Origin of the sequence: Tessaracoccus sp. MC1627, from assembly GCF_014164725.1 — a bacterium.
GTDB lineage: Bacteria > Actinomycetota > Actinomycetes > Propionibacteriales > Propionibacteriaceae > Arachnia.
Genome location: NZ_JACJGA010000002.1, coordinates 437,054 through 460,503 on the forward strand (window position 1 = coordinate 437,054; position 23,450 = coordinate 460,503).

Sequence of the window (23,450 nt, forward strand, 5' to 3'; positions counted from 1 at the left end):
ATGAACATCTTCTTCCAGGACCCCTGGTGGCTGATCCTGATCAAGGTGGTGGCGGTCTTCGTCATCCTCCTGGTCTGGACCATCTTCAACGTCTGGTACGAGCGCCGCCTCGTCGGCAAGATGCAGCACCGCCTGGGCCCCATCATGAACGGCCCGTTCGGCCTGGGCCAGGCCTTGGCGGACGGCGCGAAACTCCTCGTCAAGGAGGACTTCCGCCCCAAGAACGCGGACAAGGTGGTGTTCAACCTCGCCCCCATCCTCACGGCCGTGGCGGCCTTCACCATCTGGACCGTGATCCCCTTCGGCGGGGAGGTGGAGATATTCGGCGTCACCACCCGCCTCCAGGTGACCGACCTGCCGGTGTCCGCGCTGTTCATCCTCGCGATAGCCTCGATCGGCATCTACGGCATCGTCCTGGCGGGGTGGGCTGGTAACTCCACCTACTCCTTCCTCGGCTCGATCCGCTCCACCGCCCAGATGATCTCCTACGAGATCGCGATGGGGCTGTCCATGGTGGCGGTGTTCCTGCAGGCGGGATCGATGTCGACCTCGCAGATCGTCGAGGCGCAGCGGGAGACCATCCTGTTCCGCGTCCCGCTCACGGACATGACCTTCGACCCGGGCATCACCGGCTGGTACGCCATCCTGCTGTTCCCCTCCTTCGTGATCTACGGCATCTCCATGGTGGGCGAGACCAACCGCGCACCCTTCGACCTGCCGGAGTGCGAGTCGGAGCTGGTCTCGGGCTACCTCACCGAATACTCGGGTTTCCGGTACGCCCTGTTCTTCCTCGCCGAGTACATCAACATGGCCACTGTCTCGGCGGTGTGCACGACGCTGTTCCTCGGCGGCTACCTGCCCCCGTGGCCGCTCAACCTCATCCCGTTCCTGAACAACCCATGGCTGGGCCCGATCTTCTTCATGATCAAGGTGCAGCTGCTCATCTCGGTCTTCGTCTGGCTCCGTGGCACGCTGCCCCGCTTCCGGTACGACCAGTTCATGAACCTCGGATGGAAGGGACTCATCCCGATCTCGCTGGTGTGGATCCTGATGATCGCCATCGCCCCCGGATACACCATCGGCCTGGGCCTGGCGCTCGTCGTGGTGGTGTATCTCATCTTCGGCGGCAAGGACCGCGTCTCCGACGAGCCGGAGCCCTTTGTGGCACCCGACGGCGAGATCTTCGACGCGTTCGCCGGTGGCTATCCCACTCCGCCACGTCCAGGCCAGCTGCTTCCCGAATTCGCCGGCGTCGTCTCCGGCCGCGGGGATGACACGACCGAGCCGGCCGAGCCGGCCGCCTCCGAAGGGAAGGAATCCTGATGGGACTACTTGACCCGTGGGCCGGTTTCGGCGTCACGTTCAACACGATGTTCCGCAAGACCTTCACGCAGTCCTATCCGCACAAGAAGGGCGCGGAGAAGGTCACCATGCCGCGTTTCCACGGCCGCCACCAGCTCAACCGCTGGCCGGACGGCCTGGAGAAGTGCGTGGGCTGCGAGCTGTGCGCGTGGGCCTGTCCCGCGGACGCGATCTACGTCGAGGGCGGCGACAACACCGACGACGACCGCTACTCACCCGGAGAGCGCTACGGCAGCGTCTACCAGATCAACTACCTGCGCTGCATCTTCTGCGGCCTGTGCATCGAGGCCTGCCCCACGCGGGCGTTGACGATGACCAACGACTTCAAGCTCTCCGACGATTCGCGCACCAAGCTGATCTACGAGAAGCAGGACCTGTTGGCTCCTCTGCTCAGTGGCATGGAGCAGCCCCCGCACCCCCGCAGGCTCGGGGACGACGAGCAGTCCTACTTCCTCGGCCTGCCGGAGACCGGCAAGCCGGACACGCGCACAGCCACCACCACAGGAGCGGCCCAATGATCCCCCTGATCCCGCTGGTGACCGCCAGCGAAGTGGCCTTCTGGGTGTGCGCCCCCATCGCGGTGGTGTGCGCGCTCGGTCTCCTGCTCGCGCGCAAGCCGGTCCACTCCGCCATCTTCATGGCCGGAGTCATGGTCAGCCTGGCTGTGCTCTACGCCGCCAACGACGCCCCCTTCCTCTTCGTCATCCAGATCATCGTCTACACCGGCGCCATCCTCATGCTGTTCCTCTTCGTGGTGATGCTCGTCGGCGTGGACTCCACCGACTCGGTGGTGGAGACCATCAAGGGTCACCGCGTCTCGGCCGTGCTGGTTGCCCTCGGCCTCGGCGCCCTGCTGGTGATGGGGGTCGGACAGTTCGCTGTCAACGGCGCTCCCGCCGGGCTGACGGAGGCCAACGCGGAGTACGGGGGCAACATCCCCTCGCTCGCCGCGCTGCTGTTCAGCAAGTACGTGTTCATCTTCGAAGCCACCGCCGCGCTGCTCATCACGGCCGCCGTCGGGGCCATGATCCTTGCGCACGGCGAGCAGCTGTCGAAGAAGACTTCGCAGACCGAGTCCCTGCAGGAACGCGTCCGCGCCTACGCCGAGGACGGCGTGCACCCTGGTCCGCTGCCCAGCTCGGGCGTGTTCGCGCGCCACAACGCCATCTCCACCCCGGCGCTGCTCCCCGACGGCTCGGTCGCGGAGAAGTCGGTGTCCAAGACGCTCGCCATGCGTGGGGCGATCGTGGACGTCAACGAGCTGCGCGCGCCCACCACCGCGGCCTACGCCGCCATCGCCGGCAAGACCGACGAGATCGAAGGAGACGACGAATGAACCCCGAGGGCTACCTGGTTCTCTCGGCGATCCTCTTCGCGATCGGCGTCGCGGGCTTCCTGCTGCGCCGCAACGCGATCATCGCCTTCATGAGCATCGAGCTGACGCTCAACGCCACCAACCTCGCCTTCGTCGCCTTCGCCAACTATCACGGAAACCTCGACGGACTCGTCGCGGCCTTCTTCGTGATGGTGGTGGCGGCCGCCGAGGTCGTGGTGGGCCTGGCGATCATCGTCGCCGTGTATCGTGCCCGCCGCTCGGCTTCGGTCGACGACGCCAATCTGATGAAGTTCTAAGGGGTTTAGAAGCGTGCAACTCCTCGAATCCGTTTCCGCCCTGTCCGCATCGGGCGCCATGTCCTGGCTGCTGATCGCGATCCCACTGGCCACCGCGGCGTTCCTGCTGCTGGCCGGCGGGATGAGCGACTCCTGGGGCCACCTGCTGGCCACCCTCGCTCCCATCGTGTCCTTCGCACTGGGCCTCGTGCTGTTCATTCAGCTCCTGACCAGCCCCGCGGACGCGCGGCACCTCGATGTGTCCGTCTACGAGTGGATCGCCACCGGCGCATGGACCATCGAGTTCGGCCTGCTGGTCGATCCGCTGTCCATCCTGTTCGTGCTCCTGATCACCGGCGTCGGGTCCCTGATCCACGTCTACTCGATCGGCTACATGGCCCACGACGACCGGCGCCGTCGGTTCTTCGCCTACCTCAACCTGTTCATCGCGGCCATGCTGACGCTGGTGCTGGCGAACAACTACCTGGTGCTGTTCCTCGGCTGGGAGGGCGTCGGTCTGGCGTCGTTCCTGCTGATCTCCTTCTGGGCGCACAAGCCCTCGGCCGCGGCCGCCGGCAACAAGGCGTTCATCGTCAACCGCGTCGGCGACCTGGGCCTCAGCATGGCGATCTTCACCATGCTGGCCATGTTCGGCAGCGTGAACTTCGCAGACGTCAACGCCGGGGCCGCGTCGCTGGACCCGGTGTGGGCCACGCTCATCGGCCTGTTGCTGCTGCTGGGCGCCGCCGGTAAGTCCGCGCAGGTCCCGTTGCAGTCCTGGCTGCTTGACGCGATGGAGGGCCCCACCCCGGTGTCGGCCCTCATCCACGCCGCCACCATGGTGACCGCGGGCGTCTACCTGGTGGTCCGCTCAAACGCCATCTACGCGCAGACGGAGGTGGCCACCACGGCCGTCGCCATCGTCGGCACCGTCACCCTGCTGGCGGGCGCCTGGATCGGCTCGTCGAAGGACGACATCAAGAAGGTCCTCGCCGGCTCCACCATGTCCCAGATCGGCTACATGATGCTCGCCGCGGGCCTCGGCCCGGCAGGAGCCTCCTTCGCCATCTTCCACCTGCTGACCCACGGCTTCTTCAAGGCCAACATGTTCCTCGGCGCCGGCTCCGTCATGCACGGCATGAACGACGACGTGAACATGCGCCACTACGGTGCCCTGGCCAAGAGCATGCGGGTCACCTTCTACACGTTCGCGATGGGCTACCTGGCCATCATCGGCTTCCCGTTCACGTCCGGCTTCTACTCCAAGGACCACATCATCGAGGCCGCGTTCCACGAGAACACGGTCATCGGGGTCCTGGCGCTGCTCGGCGCCGGGGTGACGGCCTACTACATGACGAGGCTGATGATGATGACGTTCTTCGGCGCCAAGCGCTGGGAGAAGGACGTGCACCCCCACGAGTCGCCACTGGTCATGACCGTGCCCCTGATCGTGCTCGCCGTGCTGTCCATCGTCTCCGGACTGTTCATGAACGGCTGGATCCAGGGGTGGCTCGAGGAGTCCACCGGGCAGCATCCCCACGAGACCGGCCTGTTCACCTTCACCCCGGTGGGCCTGCTGACGATGGCCGTGGTGGCCGTCGGTGTCGCCATCGGATGGTTCCTCCACCGCCACGACATCCCCGTCGACGCACCCGCCACCGCCAACCCCCTGGTGCTCGCGGGCCGCAACGACCTGTACGGCGATGCCTTCAACGAGCACGCCATCGTCCGCCCCGCCAAGGGCCTGGCCACCGGCCTCGCATGGTTCGATCGCGGCACCGTCGACGGGGCCGCGATGGGCAGCGCGAGCCTCGCCACCGGCCTGGGTGCCTGGCTGCGTAGGAGCCAGAACGGCTACGTGCGCAGCTACGGCCTCATCCTCGGTGTCGGCGTCCTCGTCCTCGCGGGCGTCGTCATCATCGGGCAGCTGGGCTAAGGAGAATCTGAAGATATGCCATTGCCACTACTGACCATCCTTGCCCTGGTGCCGCTCGTCGGCTCGCTTGTGCTGTTCATCGTGAAGGGCCAGGCCGGCAGGCTGATCGGCTACGGCTTCGCGCTCACCACCGCCATCCTGGGGGTGCTCGCCGTCGTGTTGCAGGCCCGCGGCGTGCCGCTGGCCGAGGAGGTCGCCTGGATCCCGCAGATCGGGGCGCACTACGCCCTGGACCTCGACGGCATGGGCGCCATCCTCGTCCTGATGACCGTCATCCTGGTGCCGGTGGTGCTGCTCGCCGAGTGGCGCGTCGGCGAGGCACCCGAGGCCCGCTGGGGCGCCGAGACCTTCTTCGCCCTGGCGTTGATGCTGCAGTCGTTCGCCCTGTTCGTCTTCATGGCCTCCGACATCCTGGTGTTCTACGTGGCCTTCGAGGCCACCCTCATCCCGACCTACTTCCTCATCGGCGGATTCGGCGGCCCCAAGCGGGCAGCCGCGGCGATGAAGTTCCTGCTCTACTCCCTGGCCGGCGGCCTGGTGATGCTGGTGGCCGTGGCCGGTGTGTACGCCGTGACCGCAGCCGCGGGCAGCCCCAGCTTCCTCATCGGGGATCTGGTCGGCGTCGAGATGAGCACCGACATGGGGCGCTGGCTCTTCCTCGGCTTCTTCTTCGCCTTCGCGGTGAAGGCGCCGCTGGCGGGCCTGCACACCTGGCTGCCGGACGCCGCCGAGCAGTCCACCCCCGGCACCTCCACCCTGCTGGTGGGCGTGCTAGACAAGATCGGCACCTTCGGGATGCTGAAGATCTGCCTCGTGGCGTTCCCCGAGGCCACCCAGTGGGCCACCCCGGTGATCCTCGTCTGGGCGATCGTGTCGGTGCTCTACGGCGCGTTCATGGCCTTCGGGGCCACGGACCTGCTCCGCCTGGTGTCCTACACCTCGATCAGCCACTTCGGGTTCATGGTCTTCGGCATCTTCGCCCTCACCACCCCCTCCATCAGCGGCTCGATCTTCTACATGCTCAACCACGGGCTGTCGACGGCCGCAATGTTCCTCGTCGTCGGATTCATGATCCGGCGCCGCGGCTCGCAGCACATCGACGCCTTCGGCGGCGTGCAGAAGGTGGCCCCGGTCCTGGCCGGCGTCCTCCTGATCTCCGGCCTGTCCGCACTGGCGCTGCCGGGCATGGGCAGTTTCGTCTCCGAGTTCCTGGTCATGGCCGGCGCCTGGCAGGTGTACCCGGTGCACACCGCAGTCATCACGCTGGGCATGGTGATGGCCGCGGTCTACGTGCTGCGCATGTACAAGACCACCATGACCGGACCGGTCACGGACCAGGTCGCCACCCACGTCACACACGACCTCAGCGCTCGCGAAAAGGCCGTCGTGGCTCCGCTCCTCATCCTGCTCATCGTCTTCGGGTTCGTCCCGAAGCCGGTGTTGGCGATGGCTGACGACACGGCCGCCCAGATCATGGCCATCGTCGGTGTCGAGGATCCCGCCCCGCAGGTCAAGGAAGGCAACCGATGATCAACCTCCTGGAGATCGCCGCTCCCACCCTGGAGTGGATGCTGCTGTCGCCGTTGCTCGTGATCCTGGCCGCCGCCTGTCTCGGCGTGCTCGTGGAGGCCCTTGCACCGCGTGAGCTGCGCTACGTCATCCAATCGGCCCTGGCTGCCCTCGCGGTGCTGGTGGCGCTGGGCCTGACCATCCTCAACTGGATCCAGGCCGCCCCGCAGATCGCGGCCATGGGCGTCCTGGCCATCGACCAGCCGGCCTTCTTCTTCTGGAGCCTCCTCCTGGTCTTCGGGCTCGGGGGAGTGGCCCTGTTCGCGGAGCGCGGCCTGGGCAACGGCCAGTCGGCCTTCGCCTCGTCGGCCGCCACGGTCCCCGGATCGCCGCTTGAGCGCGAGGCGGACAGGCTCCGCCGCGAACACACCGAGGTCTTCCCTCTTCTGCTGTTCTCGCTGTTCGGCATGATGATCTTCGCCTCCGCCAACGACCTGCTGACGCTCTTCGTGGCCGTGGAGATCTTCTCGCTGCCGCTCTACCTGCTGACCGGCATGGCCCGCAGGCGTCGCCTCCTCAGCCAGGAGGCCGCGCTCAAGTACTTCCTGCTCGGCTCACTGGCCTCCGCCATCATGCTCTACGGCATCGCGATGCTCTACGGCTACGCGGGCGCCTTCCAGCTGGCAGACATCGACGCGGCCATCGCCGCCGGCACCGGCAGTCACGCGCTCCTGCTCACCGGCATGCTGCTGACCGCCGTCGGGCTCCTGTTCAAGATCGGTGCCGTCCCGTTCCATGCCTGGACCCCGGACGTGTACATGGGAGCCCCGTCGCCCGTGACCGCCTTCATGGCGGTGGCCACCAAGACGGCCGCCGTGGCCGGCCTGCTGCGCGTGTTCTACGTGGCGCTCGGCGGCCTGCGCTGGGACTGGCAGCTGCTCTTCGCCGTGGTGGCCATCCTCACCATGCTGCTCGGCGCCACCGTCGCGCTGGCCCAGAACGACGTCAAGCGGCTCCTGGCCTACTCGTCGATCGCGCACGGCGGATTCATCCTCGTGGGCGTCGTGGGTGCGGTGCAGGCGGGCGACGACGTGAGCATCTCCAGCGTCGGTGCCATCGGGTTCTACCTGATGACCTACGGCGTGGCCACGCTCGGCGCTTTCGCCATCGTGACCATGGTGCGGCGCTCCGGCGGCGAGGCCAACAATCTCGACGCGTGGAAGGGCCTCGGCCGCCGGAACCCGGTGATCGCGGCTCTCATGACCCTGTTCCTGCTCAGCTTCGCCGGCATCCCGCTCACCGCGGGCTTCATCGGCAAGCTCGCCGTCTTCGCGGCGGCCTGGGCGGGCGGCTACGGCTGGCTGGTCCTCGTCGCAGTGGTGATGAGCGTCGTCGCGGCGTTCTTCTACCTCAAGGTCGTGGTGGCCATGTGGTTCCAGGATGAGGATGAGGCCACCGTCGGCACCGTGGAGACGCCGTCGCTGTGGACCTGGTCTGTGCTTGTTGTCGCCGGAGTGGTTACCCTTGTGCTCGGCCTCATTCCCGGTGGCGTCCTGACGCTCATCGCGAACGCGGCCCAGTTCATTCGATAACCCTGACTAGGAGACCCCGTGGCGGACGCCCCGCTCGATGAGCACCTGACCGCCCTTCTCGACGAGTTCGAGGAGCGGTTGGTGGACACGGCAGTGGCCAGCTCCCCGTTCGTGACGGAGGCGTCGCGTCACATCATCGCCGCCGGCGGGAAGCGCTTCCGGCCGCTCCTGGTGTTCCTCGCCGCGCAGTTCGGCGGCCCTGTGGACACCGACAACCTGATGCGCGCAGCGATGGTGATGGAGCTCACCCACGTCGCCAGCCTCTACCACGACGACGTCATGGACGTCGCGGACCTGCGCCGCGGCGCACCGTCTGCGAACCGCCTCTGGGGCAACTCGGTGGCCATCCTGGTTGGGGACTTCCTGTTCGCGCGCGCCTCGACGACGGTCGCGGAGCTGGGCGTCGACTACGTCCGCCTGCAGGCCGAGACGTTCTCGCGTCTCGTGCAGGGGCAGATCGCGGAGACCAGGGGCCCAGGCGAGGGGGAGGACCCGCTGGCGCACTACGTCCGGGTGATCGCGGACAAGACCGGTTCCCTGATCGCGGCGTCGGCGATCTTCGGCGGCATGGTCGCGGGGGCCAGCCGCGAGGTGATCGACGCGCTGGCGGCCTTCGGTGAGGAGGTGGGCCTGGTCTTCCAGCTCTCCGACGACCTCATCGACATCAGCTCCACCACCACGGGCAAGACCCCCGGCACGGACCTCCGCGAGGGGGTGCCCACCCTGCCGGTGCTCATGCTCCGAGCGTCGAAGGACCCCGCAGACGACGACATCCTGGCGATGGTCGACGGGGATCTCACCAGCGACGCGGTCCTGGCAGACGTGCTGGCACGGCTCCGGGCCCACCCCGTCATGGACCGGGCGAAGGCTGAGGTGGAGCGTCGCGCCGACCGCGCGCGCGCCCACCTCGCCCCGCTGCCCGACGGCGACGCCAAGGATGCGTTACTGAAGGTCTGCACCGACCTGGTGGACCGCACTGCGTAAGTGGCACTAGCCAGGCATCGTTCGGATCCGTGGCATGGCCGGGTTCCGCGTCTCCTGAGGGGGACCGGCCTTGCCCATGGGCGCCCTCGGCACGCCCAAACGCGGCGTGCCTTGCCCAACGCCCGACCCACCGCGACCGGTCCCCCTCAGGAGCCGCTCCCACCTGTCCGTGCGGGTCTCAACCTGGCCGCCTCCCCTCGGGAGACGCTCGCGCCTACCGAGCGCGGCTCCCACCCGGCGTGGTCAGAGGGTCATCTGGCGAAGGCTGGCAGGTCACGAGGGTGGGGGTCGGTGGGCGGCACTGCGTAGGGATGCCCAAACCCGAGGATCGCCGAACTGGCGTCCCGCCTGAACAAGCCCGGCCCAGGGCCGCCCACCGAGACGCACCCGAACCCGGGACGGCCACATGAGGACGACGCGTGTGCCAGAGAGCCGATGCCCGGGCGGCCCTCGCCAAGCCGGCCATCACCCATCGTGTGAAACAACGGGAGACCGCCCACAGCGGGCCGCCCGGGCATCGGCTCTCTGGCGCACGCCCATCGAGCAAACGGGCCAAATCGGCGACGGGCCGACCGCTCACCAGATGGTGACCCGGTCCTCCTCTGCCAGCCAGAGGTCATCGTCGGGCGTGACGCCGAACGCATCGTAGAACGGGTCCAGATTCCGCACGATCTGGTTGCAGCGGAACTCGTTGGGGGAGTGTGGGTCGGTAGCGAGCAGCACCTTCATCGCCTCGGGGCGCCGCTTCCCCCTCCACGCCTGCGCCCAGCCGACGAAGAACCGCTGAGCCGGGGTGAGCCCGTCGATCGGTTCGCCGTCGGGATCCCCGCCCGCCAGCAGCCAGGCCTTGTAGGCGATCCCCAGCCCGCCGAGGTCGCCGATGTTCTCGCCCACGGTGAGTTCCCCGTTGACCGAGCCGCTGTCCACGCCGTCCGGCACGAGGCCGTCGTACTGGGCGATGAGCCGCTTCGCCAGCGCCTCGAAAGCCTGCCGGTCCGCCGGCTGCCACCAGTCCCGGAGCCGGCCGTCCCCGTCGCACGTGGACCCCTTGTCGTCGAAGCCATGTCCGATCTCGTGCCCGATCACCGCGCCGATGGCGCCGTAGTTGACGGCGTCGTCGGCCCCGGCGTTGAAGAACGGCGGTTGCAGGATGGCGGCCGGGAACACGATCTCGTTGCGCAACGGGTGGTAGTAGGCGTTGACGGTCTGCGGGAACATCTGCCACTCGTCGAGGTCGATCGGTCCCCCGATCCGGCCCAGCGCGTAGTCCAGCTCGAAGGAGTTGGCGGCCATCACCGAGGCAACCAGATCGCCCGGGGTGACGACTAGGCCCGAGTAGTCGCGCCATTTCACCGGGTAGCCCACCTTCGGGGTGAACTGCTCCAGCTTGCGCAGCGCCTCGGTGCGCGTCTCGTCGGTCATCCAGGCCAGGCGCTCGATGGACCCGCGGTAGGCCGCCATCAGATTGCCCACCAGCACATCCATCGCCTGCTTGGCCTCCGGCCGGAAGTGCCGCTCCACGTAGGCGCGGCCGACGGCCTCCCCGACGACGCCCTCGACGAATCCGATAGCGCGCTTCCATCGCGGGCGCTGCTCCTCGTTGCCGTTGAGGGTGCGCTCGTAGAAGTCGAACCGGGCCTCGACGAAGTCCGACGACAGGTACGGGGAGAGGCCCGAGATCGCCTTCCATCGCGCCCAACTGCGCCAGGCGTCCAGCGGCGTCGAGGACAACAGGGGGGCGATGCCCTCAAGGAACGATGGCTGGGCGAGGATCACCTCGGCGAGCTTCCCGGCGGGGATCCCGGCACCGTCGATGAAGGCCGCCCAGTCGAAGCCGGGGGACGCCGCGACCATGTCGTCGTAGGCGGTGGGGTTGTACATGGCACGGAGGTCGCGGCAGCGCACGCGGTCCCAGTGGTGGGCGGCGATCGCGGTCTCCAGGTCCAGCACCGCCTGTGCCTGGGTGGCGGCGTCGTCGAATCCGGCCAGGGCGAGGACCCGGGTCACATGCGCCAGGTACTGCTCGCGGATCTCGGCGTGCTCGTCCTGGCGGTAGTAGGCCTCGTCCGGCAGCCCGAGGCCGCCCTGGGAGGTGAAGACGGCGTAGCGGGTGGGGTCACCCGGGTCCGACTCCTCATAGAGGTGGACCAGCGGGCTCAGCCCGTGGCGCAGCGACCATCCGAGGTGCCTGGCCATGGCGACGGGGGTGTCGATGGCGTCGATGGACGCGAACAAGGGGGCAAGCGGGGCGGCCCCCAGCGATTCGACGCGTTCGACGTCCATGAACGCCGCGTAGAGCGCCGCGACCTTCCCCTCGTCCGTGGTGACGTCGCCCTGGGGGAGCTCGCTGACGAGCGTCAGCACGTCCTTCTCCGCCTGCTCCACCAGGTCCACGAAACCGCCGGCCGAGGACCGGTCCGGCGCGATCGGTGCGCTGCGCAGCCAGGTGCCGTTGACGTGGCGGAAGAGGTCTGTCTGGGGGCGGACGGCGTGGTCGAAGTGCTCGAAGGCGATGGCGGCAGTCATGCCCGCCAGCCTAGCGATGCGGGGAAACCACCCGCTCCCGACGGGCTACAGCTCGTCGGCCTCCCACGTATCCGTGCCCGCGATCACGGAGGCGAGCGCCGAGGCGGTGTCCTCCGCGCGGACCGAGGCGATCTGCTCGCGGAGGAGGTCGTCGTAGCTGGGCCTGGGAACCCTGCGGAAGATCCCGATGGGTGCCTGCTTCAGGACGCCCGACTCGGTGAGCCGCGACAGCGAGAACGCCTGCGACGGATCGGCTCGCGTCTCGTCGTGGACCACGATCCGTGCGGGGTCCGCGGTGGCGGTGTCGGCGATCTTCAGGTCGCCGTCGGCGTCCCTGATGACGCACTGCTGGCCACCGGCGAAGACGATGGGCTCGCCGTGCTTGAGGGAGATCAGCGCGCCCTCGGGGCCCTTGAGGGTGGCGAAGGCGTCGTCGTTGAAGATGGGGCAGTTCTGGTAGATCTCCACCAGCGACGCGCCGCGGTGCTGCGTGGCAGCTGTGAGGACCTCGGTGAGGTGCGCCCTGTCCGAGTCGATGGTGCGGGCCACGAACGAGGCCTCGGCGCCCAGCGCAAGCGAGATGGGGTTGAAGGGCGTGTCCAGGGACCCGTAGGGCGTGGACTTCGTCACCTTGCCCAGCTCGGAGGTGGGCGAGTACTGCCCCTTGGTGAGGCCGTAGATGCGGTTGTTGAACAGCATGATGGTGATGTTGACGTTGCGCCGCAGGGCGTGGACGAGGTGGTTGCCGCCGATCGACAGCGCGTCGCCGTCGCCGGTGACCACCCACACGTTGAGGTCCGGGCGGGTCACCGCGACACCGGTGGCGATGGCCGGGGCGCGTCCGTGGATGGAGTGCATGCCGTAGGTGTCCACGTAGTAGGGGAACCTCGACGAGCAGCCGATGCCAGAGACGATGACGGTGTTCTCGCGCTTGATGCCCATCGTGGCCATCATCGACTGGAAGGTGGCCAGCACGGCGTAGTCGCCGCAGCCTGGGCACCAGCGCACCTCCTGGTCCGTGGTGTAGTCCTTCTTGCTCAGCGGCGAGAGGCTCAGCGGGACTCCGACGAGGCCGGTGGTCATCAGTTCTCCTCCTGGAGGGCGTCGATTTCAGCGATGAGGTCCACTTCGAGCTCGCTCAGCGAGATCGGCAGCCCCCGGACACGGGAGTAGCTGGAGATCTCGACGAGGTAGCGGGCCTGCAGGACGGAGGCCAGCTGGCCGAGGTTCATCTCCGGGACCACCACCTTGTCGTAGGCGCGCAGCACCTCTCCGAGGTTGGCGGGCATGGGGTTGAGGTGGCGCAGGTGCGCCAGCGCGACCTCGCGGCCGCTGAGCCGGACGCGGCGGGCGGCGGCGGTGATGGGTCCGTAGGTGGACCCCCAGCCGAGCACCAGGACGCGCGCCGTGCCGCTCGGGTCGTCGACGACGACGTCGGGGATGTCCGCGACGATGCCGTCGACCTTTGCCTGCCGGGTGCGGGTCATCAGCTCGTGGTTGTCCGGGTCGTAGGACACGTTGCCGGTGCGGGCCGCCTTCTCGATGCCGCCGATCCGGTGCTCGAGGCCGGGGGTGCCGGGGACCGCCCAGGCCCGGGCCAGGGTTTCCGGGTCACGGTCGTAGGGGAAGTAGGCGTCCTTGCCGGACTCGTCGGTGGCGTTGGGGGCGACGGCGAACCCGGGCTCGATCGGGGGGATGGCGTCCAGGTCCGGGATCCGCCACGGCTCGGCGCCGTTGGCGAGGTAGCCGTCGGACAGCATGATCACGGGGGTGCGGTACTTGACCGCGATCCTGCAGGCCTCGATGGCGGTCTCGAAGCAGTCCGTGGACGACTTGGCCGCGATCACCGGCACCGGCGCCTCACCGTTGCGCCCGTAGAGGGCCTGCATCAGGTCCGCCTGCTCTGTCTTGGTGGGCATGCCCGTGGAGGGGCCGGAGCGCTGCACGTTGACCACCACAAGCGGCAACTCGGTCATCACAGCCAGGCCGATCGCCTCGCCCTTCAGCGCCATGCCTGGGCCGGAGGTCGTGGTGATGCCCAGCGCGCCCGCGAACGAGGCCCCGATGGCGGCGCCGACGCCGGCGATCTCGTCCTCGGCCTGGAACGTCATGACGCCCAGGTCCTTGCGGCGGGACAGCTCGTGCAGGATGTCCGAGGCCGGCGTGATGGGGTAGGAGCCGAGGAAGAGCTGAAGGCCGGCCTTGTGTGCGCCGGTGATCAGCCCGTAGGCGGTGGCAAGGTTTCCCGAGATCTGGCGGTAGCGGCCCTTCGCCATGGGCGCCCGGGCCACGTGGTAGCGCACCTCGAACACCTCGGTGGTCTCGCCGAACGCGTAGCCGGCGTTGAAGGCCGCGATGTTGGAGTCGCGGATGAGCGGCTTCTTGGCGAACTTCTGCGAGAGGAACTTCACCGTGCCCTCGGTGGGCCGCGAGTACAGCCAGCTCAGCAACCCGAGCGCGAACATGTTCTTGGTGCGGGAGGCGTCCTTGCGGCTCAGCTCGAACTCCGCGACGGCGCCGGTGGCCAGCCCGGTGAGGTCAAGGGCGTGCACGGAGTAGTTGGCGAGGGTGCCGTCCTCCAGCGGGTTGCTGGCCCACCCGATCTTGGCCAGGTTGCGCTTGGTGAAGTCCGCGGTGTCGACGATGATGACCCCGCCGCGCGGAAGATCCCGCAGGTTGGCCTTCAGCGCCGCCGGGTTCATCGCCACCAGCACGTCCGGCACGTCGCCCGGGGTGACGATGTCGAAGTTGGCGAAGTGCAGCTGGAAGCTCGAGACCCCGGGCAGCGTGCCCTGTGGTGCCCGGATCTCGGCGGGGAAGTTGGGGAGGGTGGCGATGTCGTTGCCGAAGCTCGCCGTCTCCGCGGTGAACCTGTCGCCGGTCAGTTGCATGCCGTCACCGGAATCACCGGCGAATCGAATGACAACCCGGTCTAGGGGGAGCTGCTCAGCCACGTGCTATCTACCTCAAGGATCTGTGATGATGACCTGGCCCATTGTAGGGTTACCGCCTCCTGAGCCCGCCTCCCTCGTTGCGCTGAGAGTGAACTGCCGCCACTAGACTTCCTTCATGCTGGCTGCCCGGGACTGGTTCGACGATGCTTCGGTGTTCGTCGTGGACGTCCCGTTGGCGTGCTGCGCGCTCGAAACGCAGGCCGCCGCCGGGGACCGGGCCGTGGTGGACGCCTCGTCGATTCCGCCGGGTGCCAAGCTGGTGGTGACGCTGTCCGGCACCCTCACCGCCCCTGTCGTCCCGGCCATCATGGACACGCTGGACCGGCTTCCCGCCGAGAGGACCGTGGTGGCCTTCGGTGCATGCGCCTGCGTCGGCGGACCTTATTGGGACTCGTACTCGGTGCTCGCGGGAGCCGAGTCGCTCGTGCGGGTGGACCACTTCATCGCCGGCTGCCCGCCCCCGCCGGAGGCACTCACGTCATACCTGGAGGGGATCCGTCGTGACGTCGCCCAAGCCTGACCCGCCCCGTCGGGGAGCTGGGGCGGTGGAAATGGTGGAGCCCGCACACTGGCACTCCCGGGCGGCCGCGGCCCTGTCCGAGGGGTTCACGTTCCTGGCCAACCTCACCGCCGTCGACGAGGTGGGCCACTCGGACCACATCCGCGTGCTGCTCTGGCTGGAGAACCCCGACGACGGCGCCCCTCTGCGCCTGGCGGTGCTGGCCGATCGCGACGACCCCCACCTCCCGGACCTCGCGGACATCCTGCCCGGCGCCGCCTGGCTGCAGCGCCAGATCCATGACTTCTTCGGCGTGCGCTTCGACGGGGCCGACGAGCGGCCGCTGATCCATCACGGCGGGGGCGCCCCGATGCGCAAGGACGTGCTGCTCGCCCCCCGGCAGTCCCAGCACTGGCCGGGCGCGCTGGAACCGGGCGAGACGGAGCAGTCACCCGGCCGAAGGGCGCTGGTGCCCCCCGGCGTCCCGGACCCCGCCGTCGTGGCGGATCCGGAGGCCACGGCCGCGGACATCGCGCTGTCGGCGACGGGGGCCCGGGTCAGGAGGACGCGATGACCGCCCACGGCTCCATCGCCCTGATCGAGGACCGGTGCACCTCCTGCATGATCTGCGCCCGCGAATGCCCCACCTGGTGCATCACGCTCACCTCCCACCTCGAGCAGTCGGTGCCGGCGCCCGGCGCCCGGCCCCGGACCCACAACGTGCTGGACACGTTCACCATCGACTGGGCGCTGTGCATGTACTGCGGCGTGTGCATCGAGCAGTGCCCCACCGACGCCCTCGAGTGGGGAGGCGCGCGGGTGCCGTCCGCGGACCGTCTGGTGGACCTCGTCCACCACCGCGACCGTCTCGCCCCCCGACAGGACGGCGTTGGCTAGGGGCCTCGAGACGGCGGCCCGGGACCTGAAGCAGGCTGCCTCGACGCGCGCCGTCTGGTTCGGTTTTCTCGGCAGCCTCGGCATCCTGGTCGGCTCGCTGAGCCCGGCGTACCTGCCGCAGGCCTCCCCGATGTGGGACGTGCTGCGCGGCCTGGGCATCGACGGGGACACCACGAAGGTCGTCGGCAGCGTCGCCACCCTCGGTGGTCTCGCGCTGCTCCTGGAGGCATGGTTCAGGTTGCGGCCGGCCAGGCGGCGCGCGGCCGGGCATCCGCAGCTGCGGCATTGGGCGGTGCTGGCCATCGTGGCTGCCCCGTTGGCGTTCGGGCCCCCGATCTTCTCGCACGACGCCTACTCCTACGCCGCGCACGGCTGGCTCATCCACAACAACCTCAGCCCGTATCAGGTGGGCCCGGGGATTCTTCCCGGCTACTACGCGGACCAGGTGGCATGGGTGTGGCGGGAGACGACGGCGCCCTACGGCCCGTTGTCGCTGTGGATGAGCCACGGCATCGTGATCCTGGCCGGATTCGATCCCTTCCTCTCGGCCGTCCTGATGCGGGTGCCCGCGCTGATCGGCGTGCTGCTGATCGGTGCGCTGGTGCCCCGGATCGCCAGGCGGGTGGGCGTGGACCCGTCGGCCGCCAGTTGGTTCGCGGTCCTCAACCCCATCCTGATCATCGACTTCGTCGGTGGCGCCCACAACGACGCCCTCATGGTCGGGTTGATGCTGTTGGGCATCTGGGTGTCCATGCGGTACCGCCGCTGGTGGGCCGGGGCGCTCATCGTCGGCGCGGCCGCGGCCATCAAGCAGCCCGCCTTCCTGGCCGCCGTCGCGCTCCCGTTCCTGGTCACCCCGTGGACCTCCTGGCGGCCCCGCGACGTCGCGTGGGCGGCCGCCAAGGCCTTGACGTCGTTGGCCCTCGCGGTGGCGGTGTTCGCGCTCATCTCCGTGGTCTCCGGGATGGGCTTCGGGTGGATCAACGCCCTCAACGTGCCCGGCATGGCCGAGACCATCTCCCCGTTCACCCTGCTGGGTCACGCCCTGCAGTACCCGGCCACCGCCCTCGGATGGGACCCCAGCGGACGCGCGGTGGTCACCGTCGTGCGCGGCATCGGGGCAGTGGTCTCGTTCATCGGAATCGCCGTGTTCGCCCACCAGCACCTCGGCCGCCGGCCGCTGCACTTCCTCGCCTACTCGTTCCTGTGGTTCGCGCTGTGCGCCCCCGCGCTGCACTCCTGGTACCTGCTGTGGGGGGCGGTGCTGCTGCCGATGGCGCACCCCTCGTCGAAGATGCTGCGCGCGGCCATCGTGATGACGGTGATGCTGCTCGGCTTCGGGGCGTTGACCTTCGGGCTGCGCAACGGGGCGTGGGCCCTGGTGCTGATCCTGTTCGCCGCCGGCTACTGGATCATGCACACCCACGAGCTGAGCCAGCCCATGGACGAGGCGGAGACCGTCACGGTGTGAAGGCCCGCTCCGGGAGTCGGTAGTCGACGACGACGGGGGAGTGGTCGCTGATCCGCTCCTCGTAGCTGGCCTCGCGCCCCACCCAGGCCGCCGTCGCGCTGCGGGCCAGGCCGGGGGAGGCCAGGTGGTAGTCGATCCGCCACCCGGCGTCGTTGGCCCAGGCCTGGCCGCGCCACGACCACCAGCTGTAGGGGCCCTCCGCCTCCGGGTGGACGCGGCGCACCACGTCGACGAGGCTGCGGGGGCTGAGGATGGAGCCGAACCAGTCGCGCTCCTCGGGGAGGAAGCCCTCGGACCTCTGGTTGGTGCGCCAGTTGCGCAGGTCCTGCCGGGTGTGGGCGATGTTGAAGTCGCCCATCACGAGGAACTCGCGGCCCTCGGCCGCCGCCTCGCGCCGGGAGGTGGTCAGCAGCCGGGCGAACCCCCGCATGAAGCGCATCTTGCGCAGGTACTTCTCCTCGGTGCCCTCCTCGTGGGGCCACGCGGCCCCCTTGGGGAGGTAGAGCGAGGCCACCCGCAGGGGCGCATCCGCCAGGTCGACCTCGAGGTAGCGGCCCTCGGTGGCGAAGTTGGCGAGGTCGCGGTTGATGATCCGCACGGCCGGCACCGGCTCCGGGCTGAGGTCCGGCCCGAACTGGGTGGCGGTGCCGTCGAGGCTGCGCACGCGCGCCGGCCGGGTCCTGGTGAGCACCGCGACCCCGTTGCGGCCGGCCCGCTGGCCGGGGTCCAGGGTCACGTGATAGCCGTGGAAGGCCTCGAACGGGAGGTCCTCGACGCGGCAGCGCACCTCCTGCAGCGCGATGACGTCCGCGACGGTGGCGTCCCAGTAGGGGCGGAAGCCGCGCCGGAGGGCGGCACGGATTCCGTTGACGTTGTGGGTGCCGATGCGCATGGGGTCGGTCAGCACCGCGTCAGCGGTAGTTCACGTACTGGACCGCGAAGTCGTAGTCCTGCTCCTTGATCATCGCCTGAACGGCTTGGAGGTCGTCGCGGCTCTTCGACGAGATGCGCAGCTCCTCGCCCTGGATCTGGCACTTGACGCCGTTGGGGCCCTCGTCGCGCAGCAGCTTGGAGATCTTCTTCGCGTTCTCGGTGGTGATGCCCTGCTTGGTGGTGGCGGTGATCTTCCAGATCTTTCCGGAGGGGCGCGGGTCGCCGGCGTCCAGGGCCTTGAGGCTGACGCCGCGGCGGACCAGCTTGGACTGGAACACGTCGAGGACCGCCTTGACGCGCTCCTCGGAGACCGCCTCCATCTCGATGTTCTCGCCGGACCAGGCGATCTTGGCCTCGGTGTTCTTGAAGTCGAACCGCTGGCCGACCTCCTTGACCGCCTGGTTGAGCGCGTTGTCGACCTCCTGTCGGTCGACCTTGCTGACGACGTCGAATGAGCTGTCTGCAGCCATGGGTGGCCTCCTGCGGTGAGTCTCGGGGTGGTTGGGCCCCATTGTGCCAGCCCGCCTGGGGGCGGGGGCGCCACCTGCACGGCGGGGGTGCGTTGGCGATGGGGCCCGGGCGCTGCTAAGCTCGTGCGTCGCCGGGATGCCCGGCATGGCAGGTTGCCCGAGTGGCCAAAGGGAGCGGTCTGTAAAACCGTCGGCGTAGCCTACGTTGGTTCAAATCCAACACCTGCCACTAGGCCTCGGACCGGATTGGTACGGGGCCTAGTTTCGTTTTCATCCTGAGAGAGGGGCCGACGATGGCCACCCCACACATCGCCTGCGAGCCCGGCGACATCGCCCCACTGGTGATCATGCCCGGAGATCCGAAGCGGGCCGAGCGGATCGCCAGGACCCGCATGCAGGACGTGCGCCTTGTCTCCGACGTGCGCGGCATCGCGGCCTGGACGGGCACCGTCGACGGCGTGCCGATGACGGCGATGGCCTCCGGGATGGGCGTCCCGTCGCTGTCGATCTACGCCACCGAGCTCTTCTCCCAGTTCGGCGTGCAGCGGATCTGCCGCGTCGGGACCTGCGGGGGCATCTCGTCCAAGGTCGCGGTCAAGGACGTCATCGTCGCCTCGGCGGCACACACCAATTCCGCGGTGGCCACGCTCGACATCCCCGGGGTGAGCCTCTCGCTGGCGGCGTCCTACGACATGCTGCGCGGCGCCGTCGAGTCTGCCCGCGCCTCGGGCCGGCCGGTGCACGTCGGGGCCGTGTTCACCAGCGACTTCTTCTACTCCTCGCGCACGGACATCATCCCGGGCCTCGACCGCCTGGGCGCCCTGGGCGTCGAGATGGAGGCCGCGGGTCTCTACGCCTGTGCCCTGGCCAACAACGCGGAGGCGCTCGCGGTGCTGACCGTCTCGGACCACCTGAAGGACGGCTCGTCGGACCTCTCCGCAGAGGAACGCGAGACGCTGTTCGAGGGGGCCTTGGAGGTCGCGGTGGCGGCCCTCAAGGCCTGATCGGCCGCGGAGTCACGGCGACGCGGACGCGATTTGTGGTGATCGTCGCGGCCCATGTATGGTTGGTCGTCGGCTGGCCCCTATAGCTCAGTAGGTAGAGCGTCTCCATGGTAAGGAGAAGGTCTGCGGTTCGATTCCGCATGGGGGCTCGGTTCCCTCCTGCACCACCAGGGGGGAACTCTGACGGGGTAGCTCAGTCGGTAGAGCAAGCGGCTCATAATCGCTGTGTCGCGGGTTCGAATCCCGCCCTCGTCACCGATACCGCCACACCAGCGCACCGCGCGAAGCTAGCTAAGGAATCTGATCATGGCCAAGAAGAGTCAGGACGTTCGTCCGAAGATCACGCTCGCGTGCACCGAGTGCAAGGAGCGCAACTACATCACCAAGAAGAACCGTCGAAACGATCCCGATCGTCTCGAGATCAAGAAGTTCTGCCCGCGTTGCCGCACCCACAAGGCGCACCGCGAGACCCGCTGAACACGCCCCCGCTCCACCGGACCGGCCACCCCTCTCGCAGGGGTGGCCGGTCTGTTTCATCCCCGCTCCGCCGTTGTAGCCTTGCGCCCATGCCCATCACCGCCGAACACGTCGGGCGCCGCTACCCCGCCGCCCCGCCGTATGTGATCAGCCACGCCAAGATCGGCGAGTTCGCCGAGGCGCTGCGCGACGAGAATCCCGCCTACCGGGGCGAACACCCCATCGCCCCGCCCACCTTCGCCGCCGTGATCGCGGCCCAGGCCTGGGGAGCCCTCTTCGGCGACGAGGAGCTGGGCCTGGCGCTCAACCGCACCATGCACACCGACCAGAGCTTCACCTTCCACCGCCCCCTGCGCCCGGGAGACGTCGTCGTCGCGGAGCTGAGCATCGAGAAGGTGCGCAACCGGGGCCAGCTGGACATGATCACGGTCCTGGTGGACCTCGCCGTCGACGGGGCCACCGTCTGCGAGGCCCGCTCCACCCTCATGCACACCCGGGAGGACGACCATGCCTGACGCCACCGTCGGCCAGCAGCTGCCGGAGCTCCGGGTCCCCGTCACCCGCTCCACCGTGGTGCGCTACTCGGGCGCCTCCACGGACTTCAACGAGATCCACTTCTCGGACCGGCACGCCCGCGCCATCGGTCTGCCCGGCGTGGTGGCCCACGGAATGTGGACCATGGGCGCGGGGCTGAAGATCGTCACCGACTGGGCGGAGGATCCCGCCCGGGTGCTCAGCTACTTCGTCCGCTTCACGCGCCCCGTCGTCGTCCCGGACACCGATGAGGGCACCGAGGTGACCTACACCGCGACAGTCACGCACCTGAGCGACGGCGTGGCCACCGTCGCCATCACCGCCACCTGCGGCGAGGACGCCGTGCTGGGGGCGGCCAAGGCCGAGGTGCGCGTTGACTGAGTGCCGCATCGACCGGCTCTCGGTGGACACGGGCGCACCACGCGTGGCGAACTCAGCCCTGCTGGCGGACCACACCACGCTGCGGGTGGGTGGCCGGGCCAGACGCTTCGAGGTGGCCGAGACCGAGCGCGATCTCATCGACCTGGTCACCGAGTGCGACGAGGCGGCCGAGCCGCTGCTCATCCTCGGCGGCGGCTCGAACCTGCTGATCTCCGACGACGGCTTCCCCGGCACAGTGGTGCGGGTGGCCCTCGCGGGGCTGGACGCCGACGTGTCCACCTGCGGTGGCGCGGCGGTGCGGGTCGCGGCGGGCGAGAACTGGGACGACGTGGTGGCCTACGCCGTCGAGCAGGAGTGGAGCGGCCTGGAGACGCTCTCGGGGATCCCCGGCAGCGTGGGCGCGACCCCCATCCAGAACGTGGGCGCCTACGGTTCGGACGTCTCTCATACGATCACCTCGGTGCGCACCTGGGATCGCCACGACCGCACCCAGCGCACGTTTCCGCTCACCGAGTGCGGGTTCGCGTACCGGTCCTCCCGGTTCAAGCGAGAGCCGGGCCGCTATGTGGTGCTCGACGTGGGGTTCCAACTCCCCCTCGGGTCGCTCGGCGCACCGATCGCCTACCCCGAGCTGGCCGCCCGCCTGGGCACGGATGTGGGCCGGAGGGTGCCCGCGGGGGAGGTCCGCGACGCCGTGCTCGCCGTCAGGCGCGGCAAGGGCATGGTGCTCGATCCGGCGGATCATGACACCTGGAGCGCGGGTTCCTTCTTCACCAATCCCATCCTGACCCCCGACGAGGCGGCCGCGCTGCCCGCCGACGCGCCCCGCTTCGCCTCGGGCCAGGACGTGAAGACCAGCGCCGCCTGGCTGATCCAGCACTCCGGGTTCGGGAGGGGGCACGGCGGGCCCCGCGCGGCGCTGTCGGGCAAGCACGTGCTCGCCCTCACCAACCGCGGGGGCGCCACGGCCGCGGACCTGGTGGCGCTGGCCAGAGAGGTCAGGGATGGGGTGGAGGCCCGCTTCGGGGTGCGCCTGGTGCCGGAGGTCAACCTCGTGGGCGTCAGCCTCTGACTCCGCGGGGATGAGCGGGGCGCGGGTCAGTCGCGCCGCCCCAGCACCGTCTCGGCGGCGGCCACATAGCCGGCCGCCAGGGTGTGCGCCGCCAACCTCAGCGCGTCGCGGCCCGGGAGGAAGGCGCCATGGTGCAGCCCCACGCCGTCGACCCGGCCGGTGCCGATGAAGCACATCACCGAGGCGGTGGCCAGGCCGTACTCCCCGAAGTCATCCGAGCCGCAGGACCGGAACGGCGTCTCCGCCACCGTGATCCCCAGCGAAGAGAGGGTGGGATCCAGCCGCCGCACCAGCCCGGGATCGTTGACCAGCGCCGGCCCGCCGTGCACGAAGCGGGTGGCCGCGGCCGCGCCCCGGGCGAGCGCCACCGCGTCGGCGGTCCGGGCGATGGCCTCGTGCAGCAGGGCCCGATCCTCGTCGGAGTAGGTGCGGATGGTGCCGCGGCAGCGGGCCTCGTCGGCGATGATGTTGGGGGCCGTCCCGCCGGAGATCTGGCCGATCGACACGACCGTGGGGTGCGTGGGATCGATGATCCGGTTCGGGAGGCCTGAGACGGCCGTCACGATGCTGGCCAGCGTGGTGATGGGGTCGATGGCCACGTGCGGATAGGCCCCGTGGCCGGGCCGCCCGCGCACCACGATCTCGAACTCGTCGTAGGCGGCGTTGACGGCGCCGGCGCCGGTGGACACGACGCCGCGGTCCACTTCAGGCTGGACGTGGACCCCGACCATGGCCTCGACCTCCTGGTCGTCGAGCAGGCCGGAGGCCACCACGTCGCTCGCGCCCGGGGGAGTGATTTCCTCGCGCGGTTGCAGGATGGGCACCATGCCGACCGGAAGCTCCAGGCCGCGTGCCGCGGTGATCAGGGCCCACAGGGCGCCGAGATGCACGTCGTGCCCGCAGGCGTGCATGACGCCTGGCCTGCGTGACTCCCACTCGATCCCCGTTGATTCCGTGACCGGCAGCGCGTCGAGCTCGGCGCGGAGCCCGATGGAAGGGCCGGGAGGGCCCAGCCGCGCCCATGCCCCGGTGTGGGCCACGTGGGTCCAGTACGTCCACTCCGCGGCGCGCACGAAAGTGTCGCGGGTGGGTTCCTCCTCGCCGCTCAGATGAGGCTCGGCGTGAATGGCGCGGCGCAGCGCCGCCGCGTCCGGGAGTGCCCGATCGATGCCCTCGACGAGGGCGCTGAGCAGGGGCGATGTCATAGCCACGGAGTCTAGTCGGGAACCCTTGATCGG

Annotated in this window: 23 protein-coding genes and 3 tRNA genes; 20 read left to right on the top strand and 6 right to left on the bottom strand. The window is 69.1% G+C overall.

The genetic code is table 11. The annotated features are described in order from the left end of the window. Genes nuoH through H5399_RS07190 form a run of 8 tightly spaced genes read left to right on the top strand, consistent with a single transcriptional unit; the run spans position 1 to position 8,994 of the window. Positions 1-1,323: an NADH-quinone oxidoreductase subunit NuoH gene (gene nuoH, locus H5399_RS07155; protein WP_182782325.1), complete on the top strand. Its 1,323-nt coding sequence runs from the start codon at positions 1-3 to the stop codon at positions 1,321-1,323. Further along, entirely contained in the window at positions 1,323-1,880 is a 558-nt protein-coding gene (gene nuoI, locus H5399_RS07160) for an NADH-quinone oxidoreductase subunit NuoI (RefSeq protein WP_182782326.1), read from the top strand. The genes nuoH and nuoI overlap by 1 nt, the downstream gene beginning before the upstream one ends. Then, positions 1,877-2,698 carry an NADH-quinone oxidoreductase subunit J gene (locus H5399_RS07165; RefSeq protein ID WP_182782327.1) on the top strand — a complete coding sequence of 274 codons (822 nt, stop codon included), beginning with the start codon at positions 1,877-1,879 and terminating at the stop codon, positions 2,696-2,698. The genes nuoI and H5399_RS07165 overlap by 4 nt, the downstream gene beginning before the upstream one ends. Next, positions 2,695-2,994 carry an NADH-quinone oxidoreductase subunit NuoK gene (gene nuoK, locus H5399_RS07170; protein WP_182782328.1) on the top strand — a complete coding sequence of 100 codons (300 nt, stop codon included), beginning with the start codon at positions 2,695-2,697 and terminating at the stop codon, positions 2,992-2,994. The genes H5399_RS07165 and nuoK overlap by 4 nt, the downstream gene beginning before the upstream one ends. 58 nt (positions 2,995-3,052) lie before the next feature. Then, the gene (nuoL, locus tag H5399_RS07175; RefSeq protein WP_182782502.1) at positions 3,053-4,909 is read left to right on the top strand and encodes an NADH-quinone oxidoreductase subunit L; all 1,857 of its coding nucleotides are present in this window, start codon (positions 3,053-3,055) and stop codon (positions 4,907-4,909) included. Positions 4,910-4,924: 15 nt separating this feature from the next. Further along, the gene (locus tag H5399_RS07180; RefSeq protein ID WP_182782329.1) at positions 4,925-6,439 is read left to right on the top strand and encodes an NADH-quinone oxidoreductase subunit M; all 1,515 of its coding nucleotides are present in this window, start codon (positions 4,925-4,927) and stop codon (positions 6,437-6,439) included. Further along, positions 6,436-8,010: an NADH-quinone oxidoreductase subunit NuoN gene (nuoN, locus tag H5399_RS07185; RefSeq protein WP_182782330.1), complete on the top strand. Its 1,575-nt coding sequence runs from the start codon at positions 6,436-6,438 to the stop codon at positions 8,008-8,010. The genes H5399_RS07180 and nuoN overlap by 4 nt, the downstream gene beginning before the upstream one ends. Before the next feature lie 18 nt (positions 8,011-8,028). Continuing rightward, positions 8,029-8,994: a polyprenyl synthetase family protein gene (locus tag H5399_RS07190; protein WP_182782331.1), complete on the top strand. Its 966-nt coding sequence runs from the start codon at positions 8,029-8,031 to the stop codon at positions 8,992-8,994. Between the two features lie 576 nt (positions 8,995-9,570). Here the strand turns inward: H5399_RS07190 and H5399_RS07195 are convergent. The 3 genes from H5399_RS07195 to H5399_RS07205 are packed head-to-tail and all read right to left on the bottom strand — an operon-like array spanning position 9,571 to position 14,474. Next, positions 9,571-11,520 (bottom strand): M13 family metallopeptidase, encoded by a 1,950-nt coding sequence (locus H5399_RS07195; RefSeq protein ID WP_182782332.1) that lies wholly within the window; start codon positions 11,518-11,520, stop codon positions 9,571-9,573. A gap of 45 nt (positions 11,521-11,565) precedes the next feature. Next, positions 11,566-12,603, bottom strand: coding sequence for a 2-oxoacid:ferredoxin oxidoreductase subunit beta (locus H5399_RS07200; protein WP_182782333.1), 1,038 nt, complete (start codon positions 12,601-12,603; stop codon positions 11,566-11,568). Beyond that, positions 12,603-14,474, bottom strand: coding sequence for a 2-oxoacid:acceptor oxidoreductase subunit alpha (locus tag H5399_RS07205; RefSeq protein ID WP_370585705.1), 1,872 nt, complete (start codon positions 14,472-14,474; stop codon positions 12,603-12,605). Before H5399_RS07205 ends, H5399_RS07200 begins: the two co-directional genes overlap by 1 nt. Before the next feature lie 115 nt (positions 14,475-14,589). On the opposite strand from H5399_RS07205, the gene H5399_RS07210 reads away from it, so the two are divergent. From H5399_RS07210 to mptB, 4 genes are read left to right on the top strand one after another with little or no spacing between them, the layout of a single operon-like run. Continuing rightward, on the top strand, positions 14,590-14,994 hold the full coding sequence (locus tag H5399_RS07210) for an NADH-quinone oxidoreductase subunit B (protein WP_255422100.1): 405 nt from the start codon (positions 14,590-14,592) through the stop codon (positions 14,992-14,994). Between the two features lie 31 nt (positions 14,995-15,025). Beyond that, a complete protein-coding gene (locus tag H5399_RS07215) occupies positions 15,026-15,547 on the top strand; it encodes an NADH-quinone oxidoreductase subunit C (protein ID WP_182782335.1) in 522 nt (173 codons plus the stop codon). Continuing rightward, complete coding sequence (locus H5399_RS07220) at positions 15,544-15,870, top strand: 4Fe-4S binding protein (protein WP_182782336.1); 327 nt, start codon at positions 15,544-15,546, stop codon at positions 15,868-15,870. Before H5399_RS07215 ends, H5399_RS07220 begins: the two co-directional genes overlap by 4 nt. Beyond that, positions 15,863-17,341 (top strand): polyprenol phosphomannose-dependent alpha 1,6 mannosyltransferase MptB, encoded by a 1,479-nt coding sequence (gene mptB / locus H5399_RS07225; protein ID WP_182782337.1) that lies wholly within the window; start codon positions 15,863-15,865, stop codon positions 17,339-17,341. Before H5399_RS07220 ends, mptB begins: the two co-directional genes overlap by 8 nt. Here the strand turns inward: mptB and H5399_RS07230 are convergent. Continuing rightward, positions 17,331-18,233 (bottom strand): exodeoxyribonuclease III, encoded by a 903-nt coding sequence (locus tag H5399_RS07230; protein ID WP_182782504.1) that lies wholly within the window; start codon positions 18,231-18,233, stop codon positions 17,331-17,333. The genes mptB and H5399_RS07230 overlap by 11 nt on opposite strands. A 19-nt stretch (positions 18,234-18,252) precedes the next feature. Continuing rightward, positions 18,253-18,744: a YajQ family cyclic di-GMP-binding protein gene (locus tag H5399_RS07235; RefSeq protein WP_182782338.1), complete on the bottom strand. Its 492-nt coding sequence runs from the start codon at positions 18,742-18,744 to the stop codon at positions 18,253-18,255. Positions 18,745-18,891: 147 nt separating this feature from the next. Between H5399_RS07235 and H5399_RS07240 the strand changes: the two genes are divergently transcribed. The 8 genes from H5399_RS07240 to H5399_RS07275 all read left to right on the top strand — a co-directional run bounded on the left by H5399_RS07240 (position 18,892) and on the right by H5399_RS07275 (position 22,212). Further along, positions 18,892-18,973, top strand: a tRNA-Tyr gene (locus tag H5399_RS07240). A gap of 64 nt (positions 18,974-19,037) precedes the next feature. Next, positions 19,038-19,748: a purine-nucleoside phosphorylase gene (gene deoD, locus H5399_RS07245; protein ID WP_182782339.1), complete on the top strand. Its 711-nt coding sequence runs from the start codon at positions 19,038-19,040 to the stop codon at positions 19,746-19,748. A 76-nt stretch (positions 19,749-19,824) separates the two neighbouring features. Next, positions 19,825-19,897 (top strand) — tRNA-Thr (locus H5399_RS07250). Between the two features lie 33 nt (positions 19,898-19,930). Continuing rightward, positions 19,931-20,003 (top strand) — tRNA-Met (locus H5399_RS07255). 51 nt (positions 20,004-20,054) lie between these two features. Next, positions 20,055-20,225, top strand: coding sequence for a 50S ribosomal protein L33 (rpmG, locus tag H5399_RS07260; RefSeq protein WP_182782340.1), 171 nt, complete (start codon positions 20,055-20,057; stop codon positions 20,223-20,225). A gap of 89 nt (positions 20,226-20,314) precedes the next feature. Then, a complete protein-coding gene (locus H5399_RS07265; RefSeq protein WP_182782341.1) occupies positions 20,315-20,740 on the top strand; it encodes a MaoC family dehydratase N-terminal domain-containing protein in 426 nt (141 codons plus the stop codon). Continuing rightward, on the top strand, positions 20,733-21,140 hold the full coding sequence (locus H5399_RS07270) for a MaoC/PaaZ C-terminal domain-containing protein (RefSeq protein ID WP_182782342.1): 408 nt from the start codon (positions 20,733-20,735) through the stop codon (positions 21,138-21,140). Before H5399_RS07265 ends, H5399_RS07270 begins: the two co-directional genes overlap by 8 nt. A 7-nt stretch (positions 21,141-21,147) precedes the next feature. After that, positions 21,148-22,212 (top strand): UDP-N-acetylmuramate dehydrogenase, encoded by a 1,065-nt coding sequence (locus H5399_RS07275; protein WP_370585719.1) that lies wholly within the window; start codon positions 21,148-21,150, stop codon positions 22,210-22,212. A 26-nt stretch (positions 22,213-22,238) separates the two neighbouring features. Here H5399_RS07275 and H5399_RS07280 read toward each other — a convergent pair whose 3' ends face one another. Beyond that, the gene (locus H5399_RS07280) at positions 22,239-23,417 is read right to left on the bottom strand and encodes a M20 family metallopeptidase (RefSeq protein ID WP_182782343.1); all 1,179 of its coding nucleotides are present in this window, start codon (positions 23,415-23,417) and stop codon (positions 22,239-22,241) included. Positions 23,418-23,450 lie beyond the last annotated feature (33 nt).

Bases quoted from the DNA above. Each gene is read 5' to 3' on its own strand.
- H5399_RS07230 (WP_182782504.1), bottom strand. From the start codon at position 18,233: ATGCGCATCGGCACCCACAACGTCAACGGAATCCGTGCCGCCCTCCGG.
- nuoH (WP_182782325.1), top strand. From the start codon at position 1: ATGAACATCTTCTTCCAGGACCCCTGGTGGCTGATCCTGATCAAGGTG.
- deoD (WP_182782339.1), top strand. From the start codon at position 19,038: ATGGCCACCCCACACATCGCCTGCGAGCCCGGCGACATCGCCCCACTG.
- H5399_RS07265 (WP_182782341.1), top strand. From the start codon at position 20,315: ATGCCCATCACCGCCGAACACGTCGGGCGCCGCTACCCCGCCGCCCCG.
- H5399_RS07180 (WP_182782329.1), top strand. From the start codon at position 4,925: ATGCCATTGCCACTACTGACCATCCTTGCCCTGGTGCCGCTCGTCGGC.
- H5399_RS07220 (WP_182782336.1), top strand. From the start codon at position 15,544: ATGACCGCCCACGGCTCCATCGCCCTGATCGAGGACCGGTGCACCTCC.
- nuoK (WP_182782328.1), top strand. From the start codon at position 2,695: ATGAACCCCGAGGGCTACCTGGTTCTCTCGGCGATCCTCTTCGCGATC.
- H5399_RS07280 (WP_182782343.1), bottom strand. From the start codon at position 23,417: ATGACATCGCCCCTGCTCAGCGCCCTCGTCGAGGGCATCGATCGGGCA.
- H5399_RS07270 (WP_182782342.1), top strand. From the start codon at position 20,733: ATGCCTGACGCCACCGTCGGCCAGCAGCTGCCGGAGCTCCGGGTCCCC.
- nuoN (WP_182782330.1), top strand. From the start codon at position 6,436: ATGATCAACCTCCTGGAGATCGCCGCTCCCACCCTGGAGTGGATGCTG.
- nuoI (WP_182782326.1), top strand. From the start codon at position 1,323: ATGGGACTACTTGACCCGTGGGCCGGTTTCGGCGTCACGTTCAACACG.
- H5399_RS07200 (WP_182782333.1), bottom strand. From the start codon at position 12,603: ATGACCACCGGCCTCGTCGGAGTCCCGCTGAGCCTCTCGCCGCTGAGC.
- H5399_RS07165 (WP_182782327.1), top strand. From the start codon at position 1,877: ATGATCCCCCTGATCCCGCTGGTGACCGCCAGCGAAGTGGCCTTCTGG.
- H5399_RS07210 (WP_255422100.1), top strand. From the start codon at position 14,590: ATGCTGGCTGCCCGGGACTGGTTCGACGATGCTTCGGTGTTCGTCGTG.
- H5399_RS07195 (WP_182782332.1), bottom strand. From the start codon at position 11,520: ATGACTGCCGCCATCGCCTTCGAGCACTTCGACCACGCCGTCCGCCCC.
- nuoL (WP_182782502.1), top strand. From the start codon at position 3,053: ATGTCCTGGCTGCTGATCGCGATCCCACTGGCCACCGCGGCGTTCCTG.
- H5399_RS07235 (WP_182782338.1), bottom strand. From the start codon at position 18,744: ATGGCTGCAGACAGCTCATTCGACGTCGTCAGCAAGGTCGACCGACAG.
- H5399_RS07215 (WP_182782335.1), top strand. From the start codon at position 15,026: ATGGTGGAGCCCGCACACTGGCACTCCCGGGCGGCCGCGGCCCTGTCC.
- rpmG (WP_182782340.1), top strand. From the start codon at position 20,055: ATGGCCAAGAAGAGTCAGGACGTTCGTCCGAAGATCACGCTCGCGTGC.